The organism is Staphylococcus sp. FSL W8-0304 (assembly GCF_038006565.1).
GTDB classification, from domain to species: domain Bacteria; phylum Bacillota; class Bacilli; order Staphylococcales; family Staphylococcaceae; genus Staphylococcus; species Staphylococcus epidermidis.
On sequence record NZ_JBBOVL010000001.1, the window covers coordinates 702,236 to 723,247 of the forward strand.

At 31.8% G+C, this 21,012-nt stretch carries 23 protein-coding genes; 18 read left to right on the plus strand and 5 right to left on the minus strand.

Features of this window, described 5'->3' with window-relative positions; translation table 11 throughout:
• Positions 1–48 precede the first annotated feature (48 nt).
• From NST35_RS03055 to NST35_RS03065, 3 genes are all read left to right on the plus strand, one after another.
• Complete coding sequence (locus NST35_RS03055) at positions 49–990, plus strand: nucleoside hydrolase (protein WP_002457962.1); 942 nt, start codon at positions 49–51, stop codon at positions 988–990.
• Positions 991–1,098: 108 nt separating this feature from the next.
• Entirely contained in the window at positions 1,099–1,647 is a 549-nt protein-coding gene (locus NST35_RS03060) for a biotin transporter BioY (RefSeq protein WP_002457961.1), read from the plus strand.
• Between the two features lie 36 nt (positions 1,648–1,683).
• Complete coding sequence (locus NST35_RS03065) at positions 1,684–2,439, plus strand: GNAT family N-acetyltransferase (RefSeq protein ID WP_002457960.1); 756 nt, start codon at positions 1,684–1,686, stop codon at positions 2,437–2,439.
• Between the two features lie 115 nt (positions 2,440–2,554).
• Here the strand turns inward: NST35_RS03065 and fdhD are convergent, their stop codons facing one another.
• Entirely contained in the window at positions 2,555–3,343 is a 789-nt protein-coding gene (fdhD, locus tag NST35_RS03070; protein WP_002457959.1) for a formate dehydrogenase accessory sulfurtransferase FdhD, read from the minus strand.
• Between the two features lie 219 nt (positions 3,344–3,562).
• On the opposite strand from fdhD, the gene modA reads away from it, so the two are divergent.
• From modA to NST35_RS03095, 5 genes are all read left to right on the plus strand, one after another.
• On the plus strand, positions 3,563–4,348 hold the full coding sequence (gene modA / locus NST35_RS03075; protein WP_002500905.1) for a molybdate ABC transporter substrate-binding protein: 786 nt from the start codon (positions 3,563–3,565) through the stop codon (positions 4,346–4,348).
• Positions 4,349–4,361: 13 nt separating this feature from the next.
• Positions 4,362–5,033, plus strand: coding sequence for a molybdate ABC transporter permease subunit (gene modB, locus NST35_RS03080; protein ID WP_001832420.1), 672 nt, complete (start codon positions 4,362–4,364; stop codon positions 5,031–5,033).
• Complete coding sequence (locus tag NST35_RS03085) at positions 5,034–5,642, plus strand: ATP-binding cassette domain-containing protein (protein ID WP_002457957.1); 609 nt, start codon at positions 5,034–5,036, stop codon at positions 5,640–5,642.
• 87 nt (positions 5,643–5,729) lie between these two features.
• Positions 5,730–6,731 carry a ThiF family adenylyltransferase gene (locus NST35_RS03090; protein ID WP_002457956.1) on the plus strand — a complete coding sequence of 334 codons (1,002 nt, stop codon included), beginning with the start codon at positions 5,730–5,732 and terminating at the stop codon, positions 6,729–6,731.
• Positions 6,732–6,751: 20 nt separating this feature from the next.
• Positions 6,752–7,282, plus strand: a complete 531-nt coding sequence (locus NST35_RS03095; RefSeq protein WP_002447308.1) for a MogA/MoaB family molybdenum cofactor biosynthesis protein — start codon at positions 6,752–6,754, stop codon at positions 7,280–7,282.
• A 57-nt stretch (positions 7,283–7,339) separates the two neighbouring features.
• On the opposite strand, the gene moaC is transcribed toward NST35_RS03095, so the two are convergent.
• Positions 7,340–7,831 carry a cyclic pyranopterin monophosphate synthase MoaC gene (gene moaC, locus NST35_RS03100; RefSeq protein ID WP_002457955.1) on the minus strand — a complete coding sequence of 164 codons (492 nt, stop codon included), beginning with the start codon at positions 7,829–7,831 and terminating at the stop codon, positions 7,340–7,342.
• Between the two features lie 62 nt (positions 7,832–7,893).
• On the opposite strand from moaC, the gene NST35_RS03105 reads away from it, so the two are divergent.
• The 7 genes from NST35_RS03105 to NST35_RS03135 all read left to right on the plus strand — a co-directional run bounded on the left by NST35_RS03105 (position 7,894) and on the right by NST35_RS03135 (position 12,720).
• Entirely contained in the window at positions 7,894–9,153 is a 1,260-nt protein-coding gene (locus tag NST35_RS03105; protein WP_002457954.1) for a molybdopterin molybdotransferase MoeA, read from the plus strand.
• Positions 9,150–9,626: a molybdopterin-guanine dinucleotide biosynthesis protein B gene (gene mobB, locus NST35_RS03110; RefSeq protein WP_032604483.1), complete on the plus strand. Its 477-nt coding sequence runs from the start codon at positions 9,150–9,152 to the stop codon at positions 9,624–9,626. Before NST35_RS03105 ends, mobB begins: the two co-directional genes overlap by 4 nt.
• The gene (locus NST35_RS03115) at positions 9,627–10,079 is read left to right on the plus strand and encodes a molybdenum cofactor biosynthesis protein MoaE (protein ID WP_002500899.1); all 453 of its coding nucleotides are present in this window, start codon (positions 9,627–9,629) and stop codon (positions 10,077–10,079) included.
• On the plus strand, positions 10,076–10,309 hold the full coding sequence (moaD, locus tag NST35_RS03120) for a molybdopterin converting factor subunit 1 (RefSeq protein WP_002475369.1): 234 nt from the start codon (positions 10,076–10,078) through the stop codon (positions 10,307–10,309). Before NST35_RS03115 ends, moaD begins: the two co-directional genes overlap by 4 nt.
• A gap of 5 nt (positions 10,310–10,314) precedes the next feature.
• Entirely contained in the window at positions 10,315–10,920 is a 606-nt protein-coding gene (gene mobA, locus NST35_RS03125) for a molybdenum cofactor guanylyltransferase MobA (RefSeq protein WP_002457952.1), read from the plus strand.
• 12 nt (positions 10,921–10,932) lie between these two features.
• On the plus strand, positions 10,933–11,955 hold the full coding sequence (gene moaA, locus NST35_RS03130; RefSeq protein ID WP_002457951.1) for a GTP 3',8-cyclase MoaA: 1,023 nt from the start codon (positions 10,933–10,935) through the stop codon (positions 11,953–11,955).
• Between the two features lie 414 nt (positions 11,956–12,369).
• The gene (locus NST35_RS03135; RefSeq protein WP_001832414.1) at positions 12,370–12,720 is read left to right on the plus strand and encodes a SarA family transcriptional regulator; all 351 of its coding nucleotides are present in this window, start codon (positions 12,370–12,372) and stop codon (positions 12,718–12,720) included.
• Positions 12,721–12,920: 200 nt separating this feature from the next.
• On the opposite strand, the gene NST35_RS03140 is transcribed toward NST35_RS03135, so the two are convergent.
• Both NST35_RS03140 and NST35_RS03145 read right to left on the minus strand, forming a co-directional pair.
• Positions 12,921–14,114, minus strand: a complete 1,194-nt coding sequence (locus NST35_RS03140) for an MFS transporter (RefSeq protein ID WP_340747254.1) — start codon at positions 14,112–14,114, stop codon at positions 12,921–12,923.
• Positions 14,114–14,554: a MarR family winged helix-turn-helix transcriptional regulator gene (locus tag NST35_RS03145; protein WP_002447317.1), complete on the minus strand. Its 441-nt coding sequence runs from the start codon at positions 14,552–14,554 to the stop codon at positions 14,114–14,116. The genes NST35_RS03140 and NST35_RS03145 overlap by 1 nt, the downstream gene beginning before the upstream one ends.
• A gap of 161 nt (positions 14,555–14,715) precedes the next feature.
• Here NST35_RS03145 and NST35_RS03150 point away from each other — a divergent pair, with 161 nt between their 5' ends.
• The 3 genes from NST35_RS03150 to NST35_RS03165 all read left to right on the plus strand — a co-directional run bounded on the left by NST35_RS03150 (position 14,716) and on the right by NST35_RS03165 (position 20,359).
• On the plus strand, positions 14,716–15,477 hold the full coding sequence (locus tag NST35_RS03150; RefSeq protein WP_002457949.1) for a VOC family protein: 762 nt from the start codon (positions 14,716–14,718) through the stop codon (positions 15,475–15,477).
• A 399-nt stretch (positions 15,478–15,876) separates the two neighbouring features.
• Positions 15,877–17,127 (plus strand): lipid II:glycine glycyltransferase FemX, encoded by a 1,251-nt coding sequence (locus NST35_RS03160; protein WP_340747255.1) that lies wholly within the window; start codon positions 15,877–15,879, stop codon positions 17,125–17,127.
• Between the two features lie 76 nt (positions 17,128–17,203).
• Positions 17,204–20,359, plus strand: a complete 3,156-nt coding sequence (locus tag NST35_RS03165; RefSeq protein ID WP_002457947.1) for an efflux RND transporter permease subunit — start codon at positions 17,204–17,206, stop codon at positions 20,357–20,359.
• A 49-nt stretch (positions 20,360–20,408) separates the two neighbouring features.
• Here the strand turns inward: NST35_RS03165 and mspA are convergent, their stop codons facing one another.
• Entirely contained in the window at positions 20,409–20,726 is a 318-nt protein-coding gene (gene mspA, locus NST35_RS03170) for a membrane stabilizing protein MspA (protein WP_002438539.1), read from the minus strand.
• Positions 20,727–21,012 lie beyond the last annotated feature (286 nt).

Below are 21,012 nucleotides of genomic sequence, written 5' to 3' on the forward strand. Positions count from 1 at the left end.
TTTCAAATATAATTAAGTTATTCATTAAAAACGTTAGGAGTATCAACTATGACCAAAGTATATTTTAATCATGATGGTGGCGTTGATGATTTAGTGTCACTATTTTTATTATTACAAATGGAAAATATAGAACTTGTTGGTGTAAGTACGATTGGTGCAGACTGCTATTTAGAGCCTTCATTAAGTGCTTCATTAAAGATTATAAATCGTTTTTCAGACGTTGAAATTAATGTAGCACCATCATATGAAAGAGGGAAAAATCCTTTTCCAAAAGAATGGAGAATGCATGCTTTCTTTATGGATGCCCTACCAGTGCTAAATGAGTCTTGTATACCCAAAAGATGTAAGGCTAGTGAGGACGAGGCGTATATAGATATTATTCGTAAGGTGAAGCGTTGTGATGAGAAAGTTACATTGTTATTTACTGGACCGCTTACAGATTTAGCTAAAGCTATAAACTATGACAACTCAATTTTAAAAAATATAAAGAAATTAGTTTGGATGGGTGGAACGTTTTTAGACAAAGGAAATGTTGAAGAACCAGAACATGATGGTACAGCTGAATGGAATGCATTTTGGGATCCCGAGGCTGTAAAAGTTGTATTAGATAGTGATATGATTGTCGATATTGTTGCTTTAGAAAGTACAAATCAAGTCCCTCTAACAATGGAAGTTCGTCAAATGTGGGCAGATAAAAGACAATATTTAGGCGTTGATTTTCTGGGCACAAGTTACGCAGCAGTACCACCACTCACACATTTTGTGACCAATTCAACATACTTTTTATGGGATGTATTAACTACTGCTTATGTGGGTTCTCCAAATTTAGTTGAATCAACGAAATTGAAAATTGATGTAGTCAGTCAAGGACCTAGTCAAGGGAGAACATTCCAATCTGAAAATGGACGTGAAGTTCAAGTCATTACGGATGTAAATAAACAAGCATTTTTTAAATACATAACGGATTTAGCAAAGAAAATTGAGTCTTAAGTTTTATTAGTTAATAAAAAGATCATCTACTTCAACTTATTGTAAACTTTCCGTTCATAAAAGTTTACAAGGGTGCTATAATAAAATCTATGTAAGGAGGTTGAACAAGTGACTACAAAAAATTTAGTATATACAGCTTTAATGACTGCTATCATTTGTATTTTAGGTTTAGTACCAAGTGTACCTCTGCCATTTATGCCAGTACCTATTGTATTACAGAATATAGGAATCTTTTTGGCAGGAATTATTTTAGGGCGAAAACTTGGTACTACAAGTGTTATTGTCTTTTTATTATTAGTAGCTACAGGTTTACCAGTGCTTTCTGGAGGCCGTGGGGGAATTGGCGTATTTGCAGGACCTTCGGCAGGATTCTTATTCTTATATCCTGTTGTAGCTTACTTTATAGGTATTATTCGTGATGCATATTTGCATAAAATTAATTTCTTAGTGATTTTTATAGCTACACTAGTTATCGGTGTATTAGGATTAGATATATTAGGTACAATCATTATGGGCTTCATTATACATATACCTATCTCTAAGGCATTTATATTATCATTTACATTTATGCCAGGTGATATTATTAAGGCTATTATTGCAAGTTTAATAGGTGCAGCAATTTTAAATCATTCACGTTTCAAGACTCTTATTCAGTAACTAAAAAATAATAATGAAGTTGATGAGGCGATATTTATGTCGAAAATAACTTTTAAAGATATTTATATTGATGGAAATAAAATAACTGAAGATTCTAGAAAGGTGATTTATCTCTTACCTTCTCAACCTTTAAAATATGCGAGTAACACGTGGATTTATAAAACGATGCCAACAATGAATCAATGGCTTAAAGACATTGAGGTTCAAAAGAAAACGCATCTAAATCAATCATCCTATCATCTTTCATTTTCATTTCCAGCTAATGAAAATATAGATGAAGTATTGTTGGAAAAAATACGTGACCTAGGTTTTCAGATAGGAGTACTTGAGCTTTATGTCATTGAAGCTAAAGCGTTAAAGGAACTTTCACGCAAAAGAGACGTAGATATTCAACTTGTAACAAGTAGTAATATCAATGATTACCTTCATGTCTATGATGCGTTTGCACGGCCTTTTGGTGATAACTATGCCAACATGGTTAAACAACATATTTATAGCTCACACAACTTGGATGACATTGAACGTTTAGTTGCATATGTTAACCAGCAACCAGTTGGAATAGTTGATATTATAATGACGGATAAAACAATAGAAATAGATGGTTTTGGGGTTTTAAAAGAATTCCAACATCAAGGTATTGGTTCTGAAATACAAGCTTACGTTGGACGTATGGCTAACGAGCGACCTGTTATTCTTGTTGCAGATGGAGAAGATACTGCTAAAGATATGTATTTAAGACAAGGGTATATATACCAAGGTTTTAAGTATCATATTTTAAAAGAAAATATTTAAGTTAATCGAAATGATAACCTAAGATGGATTATTAAATCTATCTTAGGTTATTTTTTATATGTTCAAAGGTGATCAGACATGAAGTGTTAACCTTAAAACTCATTTAAGTTTAAAATTAATTTATGATTCTTTCTGGATGACTATAGATATTAAAATGATTTTCTCGAATAAACCCAATTGCGGTAATGTTTAAATCTCTTGCAAGTTGTATTGCAAGTGAGGTAGGGGCAGATTTAGATAATATAATTCCTACGCCGATTTTAGCTGCTTTGATTAAAATTTCTGATGAAATACGGCCACTAAAAATCAAAACCTTATCTCTCACCGATATATGTCGTTGAATACAATAACCGTATAATTTATCAAGAGCGTTATGACGTCCGATATCGTGGCGATGTTCAAAAAAGTCTTTTCCATCACTGATGGCAGCATTATGAAGACCACCCGTTTGTTTGAAAATAATACTTGCATCCTGTAATTGCGTCATCAAATTAATAACTTGTTTGGGTTGAAGTTGAATGTTTGTCATTGATGTTTTGGCAATAGCAGCATCATTTTGAAAATAAAATGCTCTGCTTTTACCACAACAGGAAGCAAGCACACGTTTTGTAGGATGTTCGAATTGTTGACCTACTGATTGAGTTAGTTTTACATGAGCGAATCCTTTACTTTCGTCAATATGAATGGATTGTAAGTCATTCCTCTTTAAGAATATACCTTCAGATGCAAGAAAACCTAAAGTCAATTCTTCTAAATGGTTTGGACTACAAATAATAGTTGCAAACTCAATATCGTTGACTTTAATTGTTAATGGCATCTCTGTTACACATGAATCCGATGCTGTATATAAGTGTCCATTCTCAAATTTGATTATAGTTTGTTTTTGCGTCACATCTTTTTTCATTTTTTTACCCCTTTAATCATGACTACTTATTATCTTAAATGTAACTCACTTCTCACTCTTTTGTATATCCTATTATTAGGAAAGGACTTTTGAGAAATTTTTATAAAGTCAATTCGAGTACATTTAGTTGTATAAATAATGACATAATTTATCACATTTTATTTCTTTTTCAAATATTATTTAAAGCGTATAATAAAGGTTAAATGGAGGTAGGCTATCATGAAAATGAAACATATTTTTATTACTATTTTAACATTAAGTATAGTATTAGCAGGTTGTACCAATGAGAGAGGTCTGAATAAAGAACATAATGAAAAACAATCCCCAAAAGGTGATAAACAAGAACTTCAAGTTTCTGCTGCAGCAAGTTTGACTGAAGTCAGTAAATCATTAGAAAATGAATTTAAAAAGGACCATCCAAATGTAGAGATTAAATTTAACTATGGCGGATCAGGTGCGTTAAGACAACAAATAGAAGCGGGTGCTCCGGCAGATGTCATGATGTCAGCTAACACTAAAGATATAGATCTGTTGAAGAAAAAAAACAAAGCACATGATACTTATAATTATGCAAAGAATCAGCTTGTATTAATTGGTGATAAAAATAAAAGTTATACCTCTGTAAAAGATTTAAATCAAAACGACAAACTCGCACTAGGACAAATAAAAACAGTGCCTGCAGGTAAATATGCAAAACAATATTTAGATGATCAACATTTATATGGTGATGTTAAAGATAAAATTATTTTTGCTAAAGACGTAAAACAAGTATTAAATTATGTGGAAAAAGGAAACGCACAGGAAGGATTCGTTTATAAAACAGACTTATATCAACAAAAGAAAAAAGCAAATAAAGTTAAAGTCATCGAAGAAATTAAATTAAGTAAACCAATTACTTATAAAGCAGGTGCAACTTCAGATAAAAAATTAGCTAAAGAATGGATAAACTTCTTAAAATCCAATAAAGCTAAACAAATTCTTAAAGAATATCAATTTTCTGTATAAGGGGTTCTAAGCTATGCCTGATTTAACGTCCTTTTGGATTTCTTTTCGTGTTGCTTTAATTAGTACAATGATAGTTACTATTTTTGGCATATTGATTTCTAAATGGCTATACAATAAAAATAGATATTGGGTAAATCTATTAGAAAGTTTTATCATTTTACCAATTGTGTTACCACCTACTGTTCTTGGTTTTATATTATTAATTATATTTTCTACAAGAAGTCCTGTAGGAGAATTCTTTACTAATATCTTACACTTACCAGTTGTATTTACTTTGACAGGTGCAGTGATTGCATCTGTCATTGTTAGTTTTCCCCTTATGTATCAACATACAGTGAATGGGTTTCGAAGTATAGATTCAAAGATGTTAAATACTGCAAGAACCATGGGAGCAAGTGAAACAAAAATATTTTTTAAATTGGTGTTACCATTATCTAAACGTTCTATTCTTGCAGGTATTATGATGAGCTTTGCAAGAGCAATAGGTGAATTTGGTGCTACTTTGATGGTTGCTGGTTATATTCCAGACAAAACAAACACATTGCCTTTAGAAATTTATTTTTTAGTGGAGCAAGGGAAAGAAAATGAAGCTTGGTTATGGGTGCTTGTATTAGTTGCGTTTGCGGTAACTGTCATAGCGACCATTAATCTAGTTAATCGTGATACGTTTAGGGAGGTTGATTAAATGCTCACAATTAAATTGAATGGTGTGCTTAATCAGACGAAAATTAATATCAGCATAGATGATCAACTCCCTAAGATATATGCGATACAAGGACCATCTGGAATTGGAAAGACAACAATTTTAAATATAATTGCCGGTTTGAAAGCTATAAATTATTCATATATAAAGGTTGGTAAACGTGTATTAACTGATTCACGACATCATTTGAATGTTAAGGTTCAACAACGTCGTATAGGATATTTATTTCAAGATTATCAACTTTTCCCTAATATGAATGTTTATAACAATATAACGTTTATGACTAAGCCTTCTGAACATATCAATAAACTTATTCATACTCTAAAAATAGAGCATTTACTTGAAAAGTATCCTGTGACCTTATCAGGAGGTGAAGCTCAGCGCGTCGCTTTAGCTAGGGCGCTAAGTACGAAACCCGATTTAATTTTGCTTGATGAGCCTTTTTCAAGTTTAGATGATAAGACAAAAAAAGAAGGTATCAAATTAATTTTAAAAATATTCGAAGCATGGAAAATTCCCATTATATTTGTAACGCATTCAAATTATGAAGCGCAACAAATGGCACATAAGATTATAACAATTGAAGATTGAATAAAAATATAGCAAGAAGTGCTATTTAACTGTTAATTTTAACAATTATTCGTATATCCAAAATATAAAGAGAGGTTTAGGGATTTGATGCAAGAAAGATACTCGAGACAAGTGTTGTTTAAGCAAATTGGTTTAAAAGGTCAAAGTCAACTTGAGAAAAAACATGTACTTATAGTAGGTATGGGGGCGTTAGGAACACACTTAGCTGAGGGATTAGTGAGAGCAGGAATAAATAAGTTAACTATTGTTGATAGAGACTACATTGAATTTAGCAACTTACAACGACAAACACTCTTTATAGAGCGTGATGCAGAAGATGTTCTACCAAAAGTAATCGCTGCACAGAAAGTTTTAAAAGAGATACGTAAAGATGTAGAGATAGATGCTTATATTGAGCATGTCAATTACAATTTCTTAGAGCAACATGGAATAGATGTCGATATTATATTAGATGCAACTGATAATTTTGATACGCGTGAGTTAATTAATGACTTTGCTTATAAACATCAGATTCCTTGGATATATGGTGGTGTTGTTCAAAGTACATATGTTCAGGCAACGTTTATTCCTGGGCAAACACCGTGTTTTAATTGCTTAATGCCTCAATTACCATCTATTAATTTAACATGTGATACGGTTGGAGTTATTCAACCAGCTGTAACAATGACAACCAGTTTACAACTCAGTGATGCATTAAAGTTATTGACTGGTAATAAGGTTAAGACACACTTCACTTACGGAGATATTTGGGAAGGGGATCATTATACATTTGGTTTTAGTCGTATGCAAAATGAAGATTGTAAAACATGTGGTGATGCTCCAACATATCCACACCTTAATCAACATCAACAAGATTACGCGACCTTATGTGGAAGAGACACTGTTCAATATAAAAATCCTGATATTTCTCAGGAAATATTACTATCATTTCTCGAGCGAAATCATATTCAACATCGTACTAATTTATATATGACAATGTTTAGGTTTAGAGAATATCGAATTGTTGCATTTTCTGGAGGTAGATTTTTGATACATGGAACGACAGAACCTAAAAAAGCAATTCAATTAATGCATCAACTATTTGGTTAAATATGAGGGAGTGGATAAACATGCACAAACATCAACATCAGAATATTCATTTAAACAGACCGATTCATGTAGCAATTTTGACTGTATCGGATACGAGAGATTATGATTCTGATAAAGGTGGTCAACTGATTCAATCTTTGATAAATCAACATGAAAATCATGTTGATATTAATTATTATCGAATTGTTAAAGACGATATAGAAGCTATTACACACCAACTTAAGCTTTGGTTAGCTTCACCAAATCAACTAGATGTCATTATTACAACGGGAGGAACAGGTATCTCACAAAGAGATGTGACAATAGAAGCTGTTCGCCCATTATTAACTAAAGAATTAGAAGGTTTTGGTGAATTATTTAGATACTTAAGTTATACCGAAGATGTTGGTACAAGAGCATTATTAACTCGAGCTATTGCAGGTACCTGTGATAATACCTTGATTTTTGCACTTCCTGGCTCAACAGGTGCAATTAAACTTGCAATAGAAAAATTAATTAAACCTGAATTGAGTCACTTAGTGTTTGAATTAAATAAAGACATAAGGAATTAAGTAATTGCAATATTTTAGTTATAATGTACGAATCTTTAATTTAAATAATGAATAGAATTATAAATTTTTTCTGTGGAAGTCGCCAGATTTACCACCAGATTTAGATTCTAAGTACGTTTCTCCAATTATCATGCCTTTGTCTATAGCTTTTGTCATATCGTAGATTGTAAGTGCTGTAACTGAAGCAGCAGTCAATGCTTCCATTTCAACACCAGTTTTACCTGTTGTAGACACGACCGCTGTAATATTTAAACGATATGAATCATCATTATTTGAATCCCATTTGAAGGATATATCTATACCTGTAAGTGGTAATGGATGACACATAGGAATGATTGTAGAAGTGTTTTTAGCTGCCATGATACCAGCAATTTGCGCAGTATTAAGTACATTTCCTTTACTATTAGTATTTTGAGTAATTTGTCTATAAATTTTTTCATTAACTATTATACTTGAGTGTGCTTCTGCTACACGTTTTGTAATTTTCTTATTAGAAACATCAACCATTTTAGCATTACCTTGTTTATTAATATGTGTGAAATGAGTCATTTTTTTCCCTCCTATTAGGAGTAAGTATATCATGAAAATTAATATATTTTGGAGATGAGTGTATGTCTGTAGAGAAAAGAACGCCAATATCAGTTAAAGAAGCAATTAATCGTATTATGAAACAACATGTTGAAGTGAAGAATATCAATGTTAATTTAGATGAAAGTTTAGGACATATTCTTGCTGAAGATATTGTTGCGACCTATGATATACCAAGGTTTAATAAATCACCTTATGATGGATTTGCAATTAGAAGTGAAGATTCACAAGGTGCAAGTGGCGAAAACCGTATTGAATTTGAAGTAATAGATCATATCGGTGCAGGTTCAGTTTCAGAAAAAACAATTGATAAAAACCAAGCAATACGAATAATGACTGGTGCTCAAATTCCTTCTGGAGCTGATGCAGTAGTAATGTTTGAACAAACTATTGAATCTGAAACAACTTTTACAATTAGAAAATCTTTTAAACATTTAGAAAATATTTCGCTAAAAGGTGAAGAAATAAAAGCTGGTGATATCGTACTGCATAAAGGTATGCGTATTAACTCTGGTGTGATAGCAGTCTTAGCAACATACGGTTATACTAAAGTGCGAGTGGCTCGAAAACCAACTGTTGCAGTAATTGCTACAGGTAGTGAATTGCTTGAAGTAGAAGATGAGCTTGAACCAGGAAAGATACGAAATTCAAACGGACCGATGATTAAAGCATTAGCTAAACAATTTGGAATACAAGTTGGAATGTATAAAGTTCAGCATGATAATCTAGAAAAGAGTATTGAGGTCGTAAGAAAAGCTTTATCAGAGCATGATTTAGTAATTACTACTGGAGGTGTGTCGGTAGGAGATTTTGATTACTTACCAGAAATATACAAGTCCATCCAAGCGCAGATATTATTTAACAAAGTGGCTCAAAGACCAGGTAGTGTTACTACGGTTGCATTTGTAGATGGTAAATATTTATTTGGCTTATCTGGAAACCCTTCAGCCTGCTATACAGGATTTGAATTATATGTTAAACCCGCTGTAAATAAACTCATGGGAGCTAAAGCTTGTTATCCGCAAATAATCAAAGCTACACTTATGGAAGATTTTAATAAAGCAAACCCATTTACACGATTGATTCGTGCTAAGGCAACATTAACAAAAGCTGGAATGACAGTAATACCATCTGGATTCAATAAATCAGGTGCAGTTGTAGCTATTGCGCACGCTAATGCTATGATTATGCTTCCTGGTGGTACACGTGGATTTAAAGCAGGTAACATTGTTGATGTGATTTTGACCGAATCTAATAGTTTTGAAGAGGAATTGATACTATGATTTTACAAATTGTAGGTATGAAAAATTCAGGAAAAACTACATTGATGAACCATGCGATATCATTTTTAAAAGAACGAGATTATTCAGTAGCAACAATTAAACATCACGGGCATATTGGTGAAGAAATTGAATTACAGTCATCTGATGTTGACCACATGAAACATTTTGCTGCGGGCGCAGACCAAAGTATTGTTCAGGGGCATCATTTACAGCAAACAGTGACACGTAATAAGAAACAATCGCTTAGCGAAATAATTGAAAATTCTGTTACAATTGATTGTAGTATCATTTTAGTTGAGGGCTTTAAAGAAGAAAATTATGATAAAATTATCGTTTATAAAAATAATGATGAATTAAGAACTCTACAAAGACTTTCTCACGTCATAGGGAAAATAGAAACCAATCATCCACGAGCAAATAATCAACTTGAGCACTTACTCAACAAATTAATTAAGGATAAGGGAATGAATTAAATGAAGCAATTTGAAATCGTGACTCAACCTATTGAAACAGAACAATATAGGGATTTTACGATTAACGAACGTCAAGGTGCCGTAGTCGTATTTACTGGTCACGTAAGAGAGTGGACTAAAGGTATTCGAACACAACACTTAGAATATGAGGCTTATATACCAATGGCTGAGAAAAAATTAGCTCAAATTGGAAAAGAAATTGAAGAAAAGTGGCCTGGAACAATAACAACAATTGTACATCGAATTGGGCCGTTACAAATATCAGATATAGCAGTTTTAATTGCAGTATCTTCACCTCATAGAAAAGCGGCATATGAAGCAAATGAATACGCCATAGAGCGCATAAAAGAAATTGTTCCAATTTGGAAAAAGGAAATTTGGGATGATGGTGCTGAATGGCAAGGCCATCAAAAGGGAACATATAATGAAGCAAAAAAGGGGAAAGCAAGATGAAAATTTTATATTTTGCAGAGTTAAAAGAGTTGCTCAATCGATCTACTGAAACAATACATTTAGATACGACATTAACTGTTCAAGAATTCGAGTCATATTTATTAAAACGCCATAGAGAACTTAAATCTAAAAAATTTCAAATTGCCGTTAATGAAGAATTCGTCAGACAGGATGATATGGTCCAACCAGGAGATACAATTGCGCTCATTCCACCGGTCAGTGGGGGTTGATCAAGATGAAAGCAATTATTTTAGCAGGTGGAGAATCTAGCCGATTTGGTAAAGCTAAAGCTTTTGCTAAAATTGATAATCAATATTTTTATCAAAAAATTGTAGAAACGTTAAAATCTACAAATATGTTTAATCGCATTATCATTAGCACTAATTCACAATTAGCTTCTCAGTTTGAATATGAATATGTGATTATTGATGACGAACATCATAAAAATAAAGGGCCGTTAACAGGAATTTACTCAGTGATGAAGCAATACATGGATGAAGAATTGTTTTTCATTGTATCTGTTGATACACCAATGATTACAAGTAAAGCAGTGAATGGGTTATATCATTTCATGGTATCAAACTTAATTGAATCACGTTTAGATATTGTAGCATTTAAAGAAGGACAAATATGTATACCGACGATTGGTTTTTATACACTTTCGACGTTTCCTTTTATTGAAAAAGCTTTAAATTCAAATCATTTAAGTCTAAAGCATGTCTTTAAACAATTATCAACAGATTGGTTAGACGTTACTGAAATTGATTCGCCTCATTATTGGTATAAGAATATTAATTTTCAGCATGATTTGGACTCTTTAAAAAAGCAGATAAATGAATAAGGAGGTCCAACAATGAAAGCGGTAATACAAGATAAATTAGGTCGTCCAATACGGGATTTAAGAATATCGGTCACTGATCGATGTAATTTCAGATGTGATTATTGTATGCCAAAGGAAATCTTTGGAGATGATTACACTTTCTTACCTAAAGATGAATTGCTTACTTTTGAAGAATTAACACGAATTTCAAAGATTTATGCTCAATTAGGAGTTAAAAAGATAAGAATTACAGGAGGAGAGCCTCTCTTACGACGCAATCTTTATAAACTTATAGAGCAATTAAATCTCATAGATGGTATAGAGGATATTGGATTGACTACTAATGGCTTGTTATTAAAAAAACATGGAAAAAATTTATATCAAGCTGGTTTACGACGTATTAATGTAAGTTTAGATGCGATTGAGGATAACGTTTTTCAAGAAATTAACAATAGAAATATTAAAGCGTCTACAATTTTAGAACAAATTGATTATGCAGTATCAATAGGTTTTGAAGTTAAAGTAAACGTGGTTATTCAAAAAGGGGTTAATGATAATCAAATTATTCCGATGATTGATTATTTTAAAAATAAAAATATTGAAGTACGTTTTATTGAATTTATGGATGTAGGTAACGATAATGGATGGAATTTCAATAAAGTTGTAACTAAAGAAGAAATGCTTAATATGATAGAACAACATTTTGAGATAAGTCCTGTAGCGCCTAAATATTATGGGGAAGTTGCTAAATATTTTCGACATAAAGATAGTGATGCACAATTTGGTCTAATTACGAGTGTATCTGAATCATTTTGTTCCACATGTACGCGTGCTCGATTGTCTTCAGATGGTAAATTTTATGGTTGTTTATTTGCCTCCTCAGAAGGGTTTGATGTAAAAGCCTTAATACGTAATGGAGCTACAGATGATGATTTAAAAGCACAATTTAAACGCTTGTGGAGTATTAGAAACGATCAGTACTCTGATAAGCGTACGATGCAAACTATTGAGAATAATAGAAAGAAAAAAATTAATATGAATTATATAGGTGGATAGGCGTAGTTTAGAATTTTACTACTTATGGGATTTGGACATTATATTATAAGCATTTAAATTTAGTTTCAAAAGTTTATAATACTAATAAATTATATTAAATGAGCAAGAAACAATTAATACAGTTTTGAGTATTTATAGACAACATATGCTTAAGTCTTCATGTTAAACATTTTAAATCCATAATTTTATACATTTAGTTAGTTAATATAGCTACGACAAAACCTATTTAGATATTTTAAATGCCTTTCAACATATAACTGATTGTTTAAATTGTTTAATTTCAAAACAATATTTAGAGGCAATTTTAATATTTGTTATAGATTAAATGCAAAACCTGTAATATAATTAAAATAAGCAATTGAGTTTTATCACACAAACACAACATCCAAGAATCAACTTAGGAGGCATATTATTATGAGTAACAAAGTACAACGTTTTATTGAATCAGAGAGAGAATTAAGTCAATTAAAGCATTGGCTTAAAACAACATATCGTATTTCTATTGAAGAATTTGTAGTTCTTTACAAGGTTTATGCAGACACTAAGATTAGTGGTAAAGAGTTACGAGACACATTACATTTCGAGATGTTATGGGATACTAGTAAAATTGATGTGATTATTCGTAAAATCTATAAGAAAGAACTCATTTCTAAATTACGCTCAGAAACCGATGAAAGACAAGTTTACTATTTCTTCGATGCAAAGCAAAAGAAATTATTGGACAAAATGACTGGAGAAATTGAAACAATTAGTATTGCAAATTAAGGACAGTAAATTTTAAATCTAAAAGTGACTAAATAAATTATAAAATAGCAGCTACCTTATGAATATTGAGGTAACTGCTATTTTTGTTATTATTTATATCCTAATATGAGTGATATAGCGATGTTGGAATAAAATTTACATAAAAGTCACTTTGGCATATTTAGGTATATTAACTTAGAAGTTTTTTAAAATTCTAGCAGTTAATATGAAGTGTTGTGAACCTTACGTCCGTGAACAATAATATAGATGACTAAAGTTGCAAATCCTAAAATACCCATGATTCCATATAATTGACTATAAGAAATCATATGTGTGAAAAGACCTAGGAAGGATGGTCCAAATCCAATTCCTATATCTAAACCAATAAAGTAAGTTGATGTAGCTAAGCCATATTTATTTGATGGAGATACTTTTATTGCAATAGCTTGCATAGAAGATGACAAGTTACCATAACCAATTCCTAATGCGATACCTGCAATAAGTAATACCCATCCGTTAAAACTAAGCATCAGTAGAAGAAAAGATAATACTAAGAAGATAAATGCTGGATAAACAACTACATTTTCGTTTTTATCATCCATCAATCTTCCAGCAATAGGTCTTGTTATGAGGGACGCAATAGCGTAAAAAATGAAAAAGTAACTTGCTGATGTAACTAGATCTCTTTCAACAGCAAAAGCCTGTAAATAAGTTAAAATAGCAGCGTAAGTAACACCGATTAATAACATGACGAATGCTACCGGAATGGCTTCTTTGGCTACAAAATGAGCCAAATTAAACCGTTTATGTGTAATTGTGTTTTCTTTAACTGTTGTGAAATTAATTTTAATTAATAGTGATAATAGACCACTTATGACACCTAAAATTACACAAATAGTAAATAAAATATTGATAGAAAAGGAATTCATCAATAACATACCAAAAAATGGGCCAATAGCGGTTCCCAACACCAAACTTAATGAGAATAAACTGATACCTTCACTTTTGCGTGTAGGTGGTGTAATATATGCTGCTATTGTTCCTGTAGCAGTTGTGGCAACCGCTGTTGCTAAGCCGTTCAGTAAACGCACCATCATTAAGAACCAAACAGAACCAGGTATAAAATAAAGTAGCTGTGTTACTACTAAACATATTAAACCAAAAATGAGAATTTTTTTTGGACCAAATCGATTGACGTATTTACCTGTTACAAATCGACCTATTAATGATCCTACTATAAAAAGTCCGACTACGAGTCCAGCAACAGAATCAGAAGCATGGTATTCTGATTTACTATAGCTCGCGATAACGACAATTAATAAATACATACATAGATAAACAAAAAAGTTAATAGCAAAGTTAATATTAAAACTCTTCGTAAAGATGGGGTCTCTAGTTATTGTAGACTGATTCATTACTGCTCCTCCTTTATCATTGCTTCATGAATTTGAGACATCGCATTTGTAATATCAAATACTTGCTCATCAGTTAATCCAGTTTTTTTTATAATATCTTGTTGAATGACAGTGACCTTTTTATTAATAGTTTCAAAGAGGCTTTGACCTTTGTCAGTTAAACTTAATAATTTCTCTCTCTTATCAACTCCTGTTTTTGTCATAACCCAACCATTGTCTAACAATACTTTAATCAACTTTCGTGTTGTAGGTTTTTCTATTGAACGACGATGAGAAATTTTTACAAGTGTAGTAGGTTGATAATTGGCGATATCTCTTAGCACAAGCCATTGGCCAGTATGAATCTGATGCTGATCTAATATAGGTTGTGTAAGTTTAATATAGGGTCTATATATACCTATAAAACTATTGAAAAATTCATTGGTTAAAATATCTAACACCTCATTGTTATATTAGTTAGCCTAGCTAACCATTTAAAAGACAGAGACAATTATATGACTAAAATGTGAATTTTGCAATGGTCTTTGATTCCTTTTTAATATTTAAAGTAATTAAAGTTAGATTTTGTTAAAATGAGCAATAACATGTGGAGGGGATAAAGTTGAACTTAAAATTAGACCATATCATTCACTATTTACATCAATTAGAGTCATTTAAGTTTCCTGGAGAAATATTAGAATTGCAAAATGGTGGAAGACATCATCATTTGGGCACCTTTAATCAAATAGCACCGATTAAAAATAGTTATATCGAATTGCTAGATGTTGAAAATGAGTCAAAACTTAACAATGTAGCTAAAACTGAAGAAGGTCGTGTATCATTTGCTACAAAAATAGTGCAGGATCATTTTAAACAAGGCTTTAAAGGTATTTGTTTTAGAACAAAGGATATAGATCAAGTTAAAAGTACTTTAGAAAATAGAGGCGTTGATGTAATTGGTCCTATTGACATGGAAAGAGAAAATAAGAAGGGTCATCAATTACGTTGGAGATTGCTATATATTGCTAACCCTGACTATAGAGTCAAACCACCTTTCTTTATAGAATGGGATAACAGCAGAAAGCAAAACCTATCACAAATACATAATTTCAACTTGTCAGAATTTGAAATTAAAGAGGTGATTATTACTAGTACTCAACGTGAAACAACAGTAAGTCTTTGGAAAGAATGGTATAACATGAAAATAGTAAATGAAACAGCTACATCTACTGATCTCAAATTAGAAACTGATGAAGTTATTTATAAAATAGAAGACGGCAAAGATTCCGGTTTTCATACATTAATAATGACCGATATCAATGCCACAGCTCCATACTCAATATTTATACGTGGTGCTAAATATCGTTTTGAGCCACCTAATTAGTATAAATATAGATATGCACTGTGAATAATTAAACCGATGTGTATGAAAGCGAAAACGGTAGATAAAATACTTAGAATCAATTCATAGTTTGTAGTACGTAAAAAAATAAAAAATATGGATATAATAAATATAAATGCTACGAAGATGACACGAAGACTAAAATATGAAATTGTTAGTGGGTGATTGATTGTAATAATGATTGCTACGAGATTTAGGATAATAAATAATAACAAAATAAACTTTCTCATATAAAAACCTCTTTACTAGTTGTTAGTAACCATTATATCAAGGGTAATAGTATTGAAAGAACTAAAACGGTTTGAAAGTGACATCGTCGACATCGTTCACATTAAGATGTATAATTAAAATTATTGTAAAATAAAGGAGATATTTTAAACCATGGAAAAGATGAACATCACTAATCAACAACATGACGCATTTGTGAAATCTCATCCCAATGGTGATTTATTACAATTATCTAAGTGGGCAGATACGAAAAAATTAACAGGATGGTATTCGAGAAGAATTGCTGTCGGTGAAAATGGTCAAATTAAAGGTGTTGGCCAGCTACTATTCAAAAAATTACCTAAACTCCCATACACTTTATGCTATGTATCTAGGGGATTTGTAGCTGATTATAATAATAAAGAAGTGTTAGAAGCTCTACTTAGCTATGCTAAAGAAGTAGCAAGAGATGAAAAGTCGTATGCTATCAAAATAGATCCCGATGTCGAAGTTGATAAAGGTGCAGAAGCACTTAAAAATTTACGTGAGCTTGGGTTTAAACATAAAGGTTTTAAAGAAGGATTATCTAAAGACTATATTCAACCAAGAATGACTATGATTACGCCTATTGATAAAACAGATGATAAATTAGTTCAAAGTTTCGAACGTCGAAATCGTTCAAAAGTAAGACTTGCGCTTAAGCGTGGAACTAAAGTAGAACGATCAAATCGCGAGGGGCTTAAAGTCTTTGCTAATTTAATGAAGATAACTGGAGAGAGAGATGGTTTTTTAACTAGAGATATTAGTTATTTTGAAAATATATATGATGCACTTCATGAAGACGGTGATGCAGAACTCTTCCTTGTTAAATTAGAGCCCAAGCCAGTATTAGATATGGTTAATCAAGACCTTGAAGCACAATTAGCTGAGAAAGAGAAATTACAATCAAAAAAGCAAGATAAAAAGACACTCAATAAACTTAATGATATTGAAAATAAAATTAAAAAAACAAATGAATTAAAATCTGATTTAACAGAACTTGAAAAAAGCGAGCCAGAAGGTATTTACTTGTCAGGTGCGCTCTTAATGTTTGCAGGAAACAAATCGTACTATCTCTATGGTGCTTCATCGAATGACTATCGTGATTTCTTACCAAACCATCACATGCAATTTGAAATGATGAAATATGCACGAGAGCATGGTGCAACAACCTATGACTTTGGTGGTACAGATAATGATCCTGATAAAGATTCAGAACATTATGGGCTGTGGGCATTTAAACGAGTTTGGGGTACATATTTAAGTGAAAAAATTGGAGAATTTGATTATGTATTAAATCAACCGCTATATCATTTAGTTGAGAAAGTGAAACCTCGTTTAACGAAAGCCAAAATTAAAATATCACGTAAACTTAAAGGTAAATAACTACTACATTCAGATCTGAACGCTTCTATGATAAATTGAGAGCGTTCAGATTTTTTTATAAGAAAGGAAAAATTGCATGATTAAAAAATTATTACAATTTTCGTTAGGTAATAAATTCGCTATTTTTTTGATGGTAGTTTTAATTATATTAGGTGGTGTTTATTCAAGCGCCAAATTAAAACTTGAATTATTACCAGATGTTGAAAATCCAGTTATTTCAGTTCAAACTACAATGTCTGGAGCAACACCCCAGTCAACACAAGATGAAATAAGTAGCAAGATTGATAATCAAGTACGTTCGTTGGCCTACGTAAATAGTGTGAAGACCGAATCTATACCAAATGCTTCTATAGTAACTGTAGAATATGATAATGGTACAGATATGGATAAAGCTGAAGAACAATTAAAAAAAGAAATCGATAAAATTAAGTTTAAAGACGGCGTTGGTGAACCTGAATTAACAAGGAACTCTATGGATGCTTTTCCAATTGTGGCATATTCTTTTTCAAGTAATAATCAAAAGTTAAAAGACGTTACTAATAAGTTAAATCAACAGCTCGTACCAAAATTGCAAACCATTGATGGTGTGCAAAATGCACAATTAAACGGTCAAACTAATCGTGAAGTATCGTTAAAGTTTAAACAAAAAAATTTAGATGAAAAAGGTTTAACTGCAAATGATGTTGAGAACTATATAAAAACAGCTACACGTGAAACGCCATTAGGACTTTTCCAATTTAATAAGAGTAATAAATCTATTATTGTTGATGGTCAATTTAAATCTGTAGACGCTTTTAAAAATCTTAAAATCCCTTTATCTATTTCTGGACAATCTGTACAAAATGATAGCGATTCCGACAGTGATAGTCTAATGCCAAGTGATAATACTCGCTCGACTAATAGTTCAACTCATATGGCACAAAAAGGCCAAATGCCATCTGTACCACTTAAAGATTTAGCAGATATTAGTGTCGGTGATGAACGTACTTCTATATCCAAGACAAATGGAAAAGATGCTGTTAACTTACAAATTATGAAATCACAAGATGCTAATACTGTGCAAGTTGCGAGAGAAGTTCAGAAAAAAGTAGATGAATTTGTACGTAATGAGAGTGGAATGAAATCTATTAAAACTATGGATACTGCTAAACCTATTGAAGATTCTCTTTATACTATGGTTGAAAAGGCCGCTCTCGGTACGATCGTTGCTATTATTGTTATTCTTCTGTTTTTAAGAAACATAAGAACTACAGCTATTTCAATTGTATCTATACCAATGTCAATATTAATTGCGCTCATAGCATTAAAATTAAGCAACGTATCATTAAATATTCTTACTTTAGGTGCATTAACGGTTGCAATCGGGCGAGTTATAGATGATTCTATAGTTGTCGTTGAGAATATATTTAGAAGATTATCTGATCCGAATGAGAAGCTCAAAGGGGAAAATTTAATTATAAGCGCTACTAGAGAAGTATTTAAACCTATTATGTCATCGACCCTTGTTACTATTGTAGTGTTTTTACCACTAGTGTTTGTGTCAGGTTCAGTAGGTGAAATGTTTAGACCATTTGCGCTAGCTATTACTTTTAGTTTATTAGCTTCACTACTTGTTTCGATTACCCTAGTGCCTTCTTTAGGTGCAACATTTTTTAAAAATGGCGTTAAAAATAGGGAACAAAAGGGAGGTCTAGGAGCAGTTGGGAGAGCCTATCGAAGCGCTTTGAATTGGTCACTTAATCATAAATGGATTGTGCTTATAGTTAGTATTTTTATTTTAGTTGGAAGTGTGGTCATAGGCGCAAGAAATCTAGGAACGAGTTATATTTCAACTGGAGATAATAAATTTTTAGCTCTAACATATACTCCAAAACCTGGAGAAACACAGAAATCTGTGACACAACATGCTGAAAAAGTACAAAATTATTTAGATAAAAAAGATAAAGTAGAAACTGTTCAATATTCTATAGGTGGTCCTACACCACAAGATCCTACCGGTAGTACTAACAGCATGGCAATTATGATTAAATATCAATCTGACACGCCTAATTTTGACGAAGAGCCTGATAAAGTACTTAAACATATCGAGACATTTAAACAACCTGGAGAATGGAAAAATCAAGATTTAGGAACAGGAGCAGGTAATAATTCTGTTGAAGTAACTGTCAAAGGACCTAATACAAGTGCAATGAAAGATACAGTCAACCGTGTAGAGAAAATGATGACTGATATTAAAGGCATAACGAATGTTAAATCTGATTTATCACAGACGTATGACCAATATGAAATAAAAGTTGACCAAAATAAAGCTGCTGATAATGGTATTTCTGCTGCACAACTTGCGATGAATCTTAATGAAAACTTACCTGAGAAAACAATTTCTACAGTTAATGAAAAGGGTAAATCTATCGATGTAAAGGTCAAACAAAATAAGCAAACAGATTGGTCTTCTAAAAAAATTAAAAACATTAAACTAAATAAGCCTACGGGCGGTACGATTAAACTTAGTGAAATAGCATCTCTCAAAAAATCATATACACCAAGTAAACTGACTCAAGAAGATGGCGATTATGCTACGACTGTTACAGGTAAAGTGACTGATAAAGATGTGGGTGGTAAATCTCAACAAGTCATGGCTAAAGTGAAAGATCTTGAGAAACCTAATCATATTAAAATTAATGTCGGCGGTGCTACTGATGACATTGATAAGGCAATTTCTCAGCTTGCAATGGCGATGATAGCAGCAATTATCATAGTTTATTTAATTTTAGTTATTACATTTAGAGGTGGTTTGGCACCATTTACGATCTTGTTCTCATTACCATTTACGGTTATCGGTGTAGTACTGGCACTCATCATTACTGGAGAAACCATTTCAGTTCCAAGTTTAATAGGTATGCTTATGTTAATTGGTATCGTTGTTACGAATGCTATAGTATTAATCGATCGTGTCATTAACAATGAAAAACAAGGTATGCCGATGAAATCGGCATTGATAGAAGCGGGTGGTACACGGATAAGACCTATATTAATGACAGCAATTGCAACAATAGGTGCACTAGTGCCGTTGTTATTTGGTCAAGACAGTTCAATATTAATTTCTAAAGGTATGGCTGCAACAGTAATAGGTGGATTAATTTCTTCAACGCTACTCACACTCTTTGTAGTACCGGTTATGTACGAAATTTTATTCACTTTGAAAAATAAACTTACTAAAAAGTTTAATATGTAAAAAACGACTTAGGTAAGATGATTATACTTACCTAAGTCGTTTTTATTTTTTAATATAGTATAAAAATTAAAATAATAAATATAACAAATAATAAAAGTGATAAGATATTTAAGATGCTAACACCTTTTTTATCATCTTTTAATTCCTTAAAACCAGTCACTTCAACATTACCAACTAAAAGTAATAAAACGACAAATACCCACCAATTTTCTTTAGGGAACTGTAACGTCGTCAAAGCAACTACAAATAGTAACAATATGCCCATAACAATTCTCAAGATTCGAGTTATGACAGAATGCATTTTAAAAATACTAATGTACGAAACAATTAAGTATAAAACAGGCAATAAAATAAGATAAAGTTTCATAAAAAGCCACCCTTTCTATTACGAATAATATATTAGCACGATAAAAATCATATGACTAGAATGCGAGTAGAGATGAGTCGTATTAATTGGTTGTCGTAGCTTTATACGTTGCTTTGTAAACCAAAATTTAAAAATTCTAGAAATACGTGTTTGTTAAATCGCTTATTGATTGTCAATATGGTAATAATGTTTAAAACATTGATTTTTAGATTCTAATGTCATCTAAAATTGGCAAAAAAATTTTAATAAATTTTGTAGTTTAAATTTATACTTATGGGTTAAACAA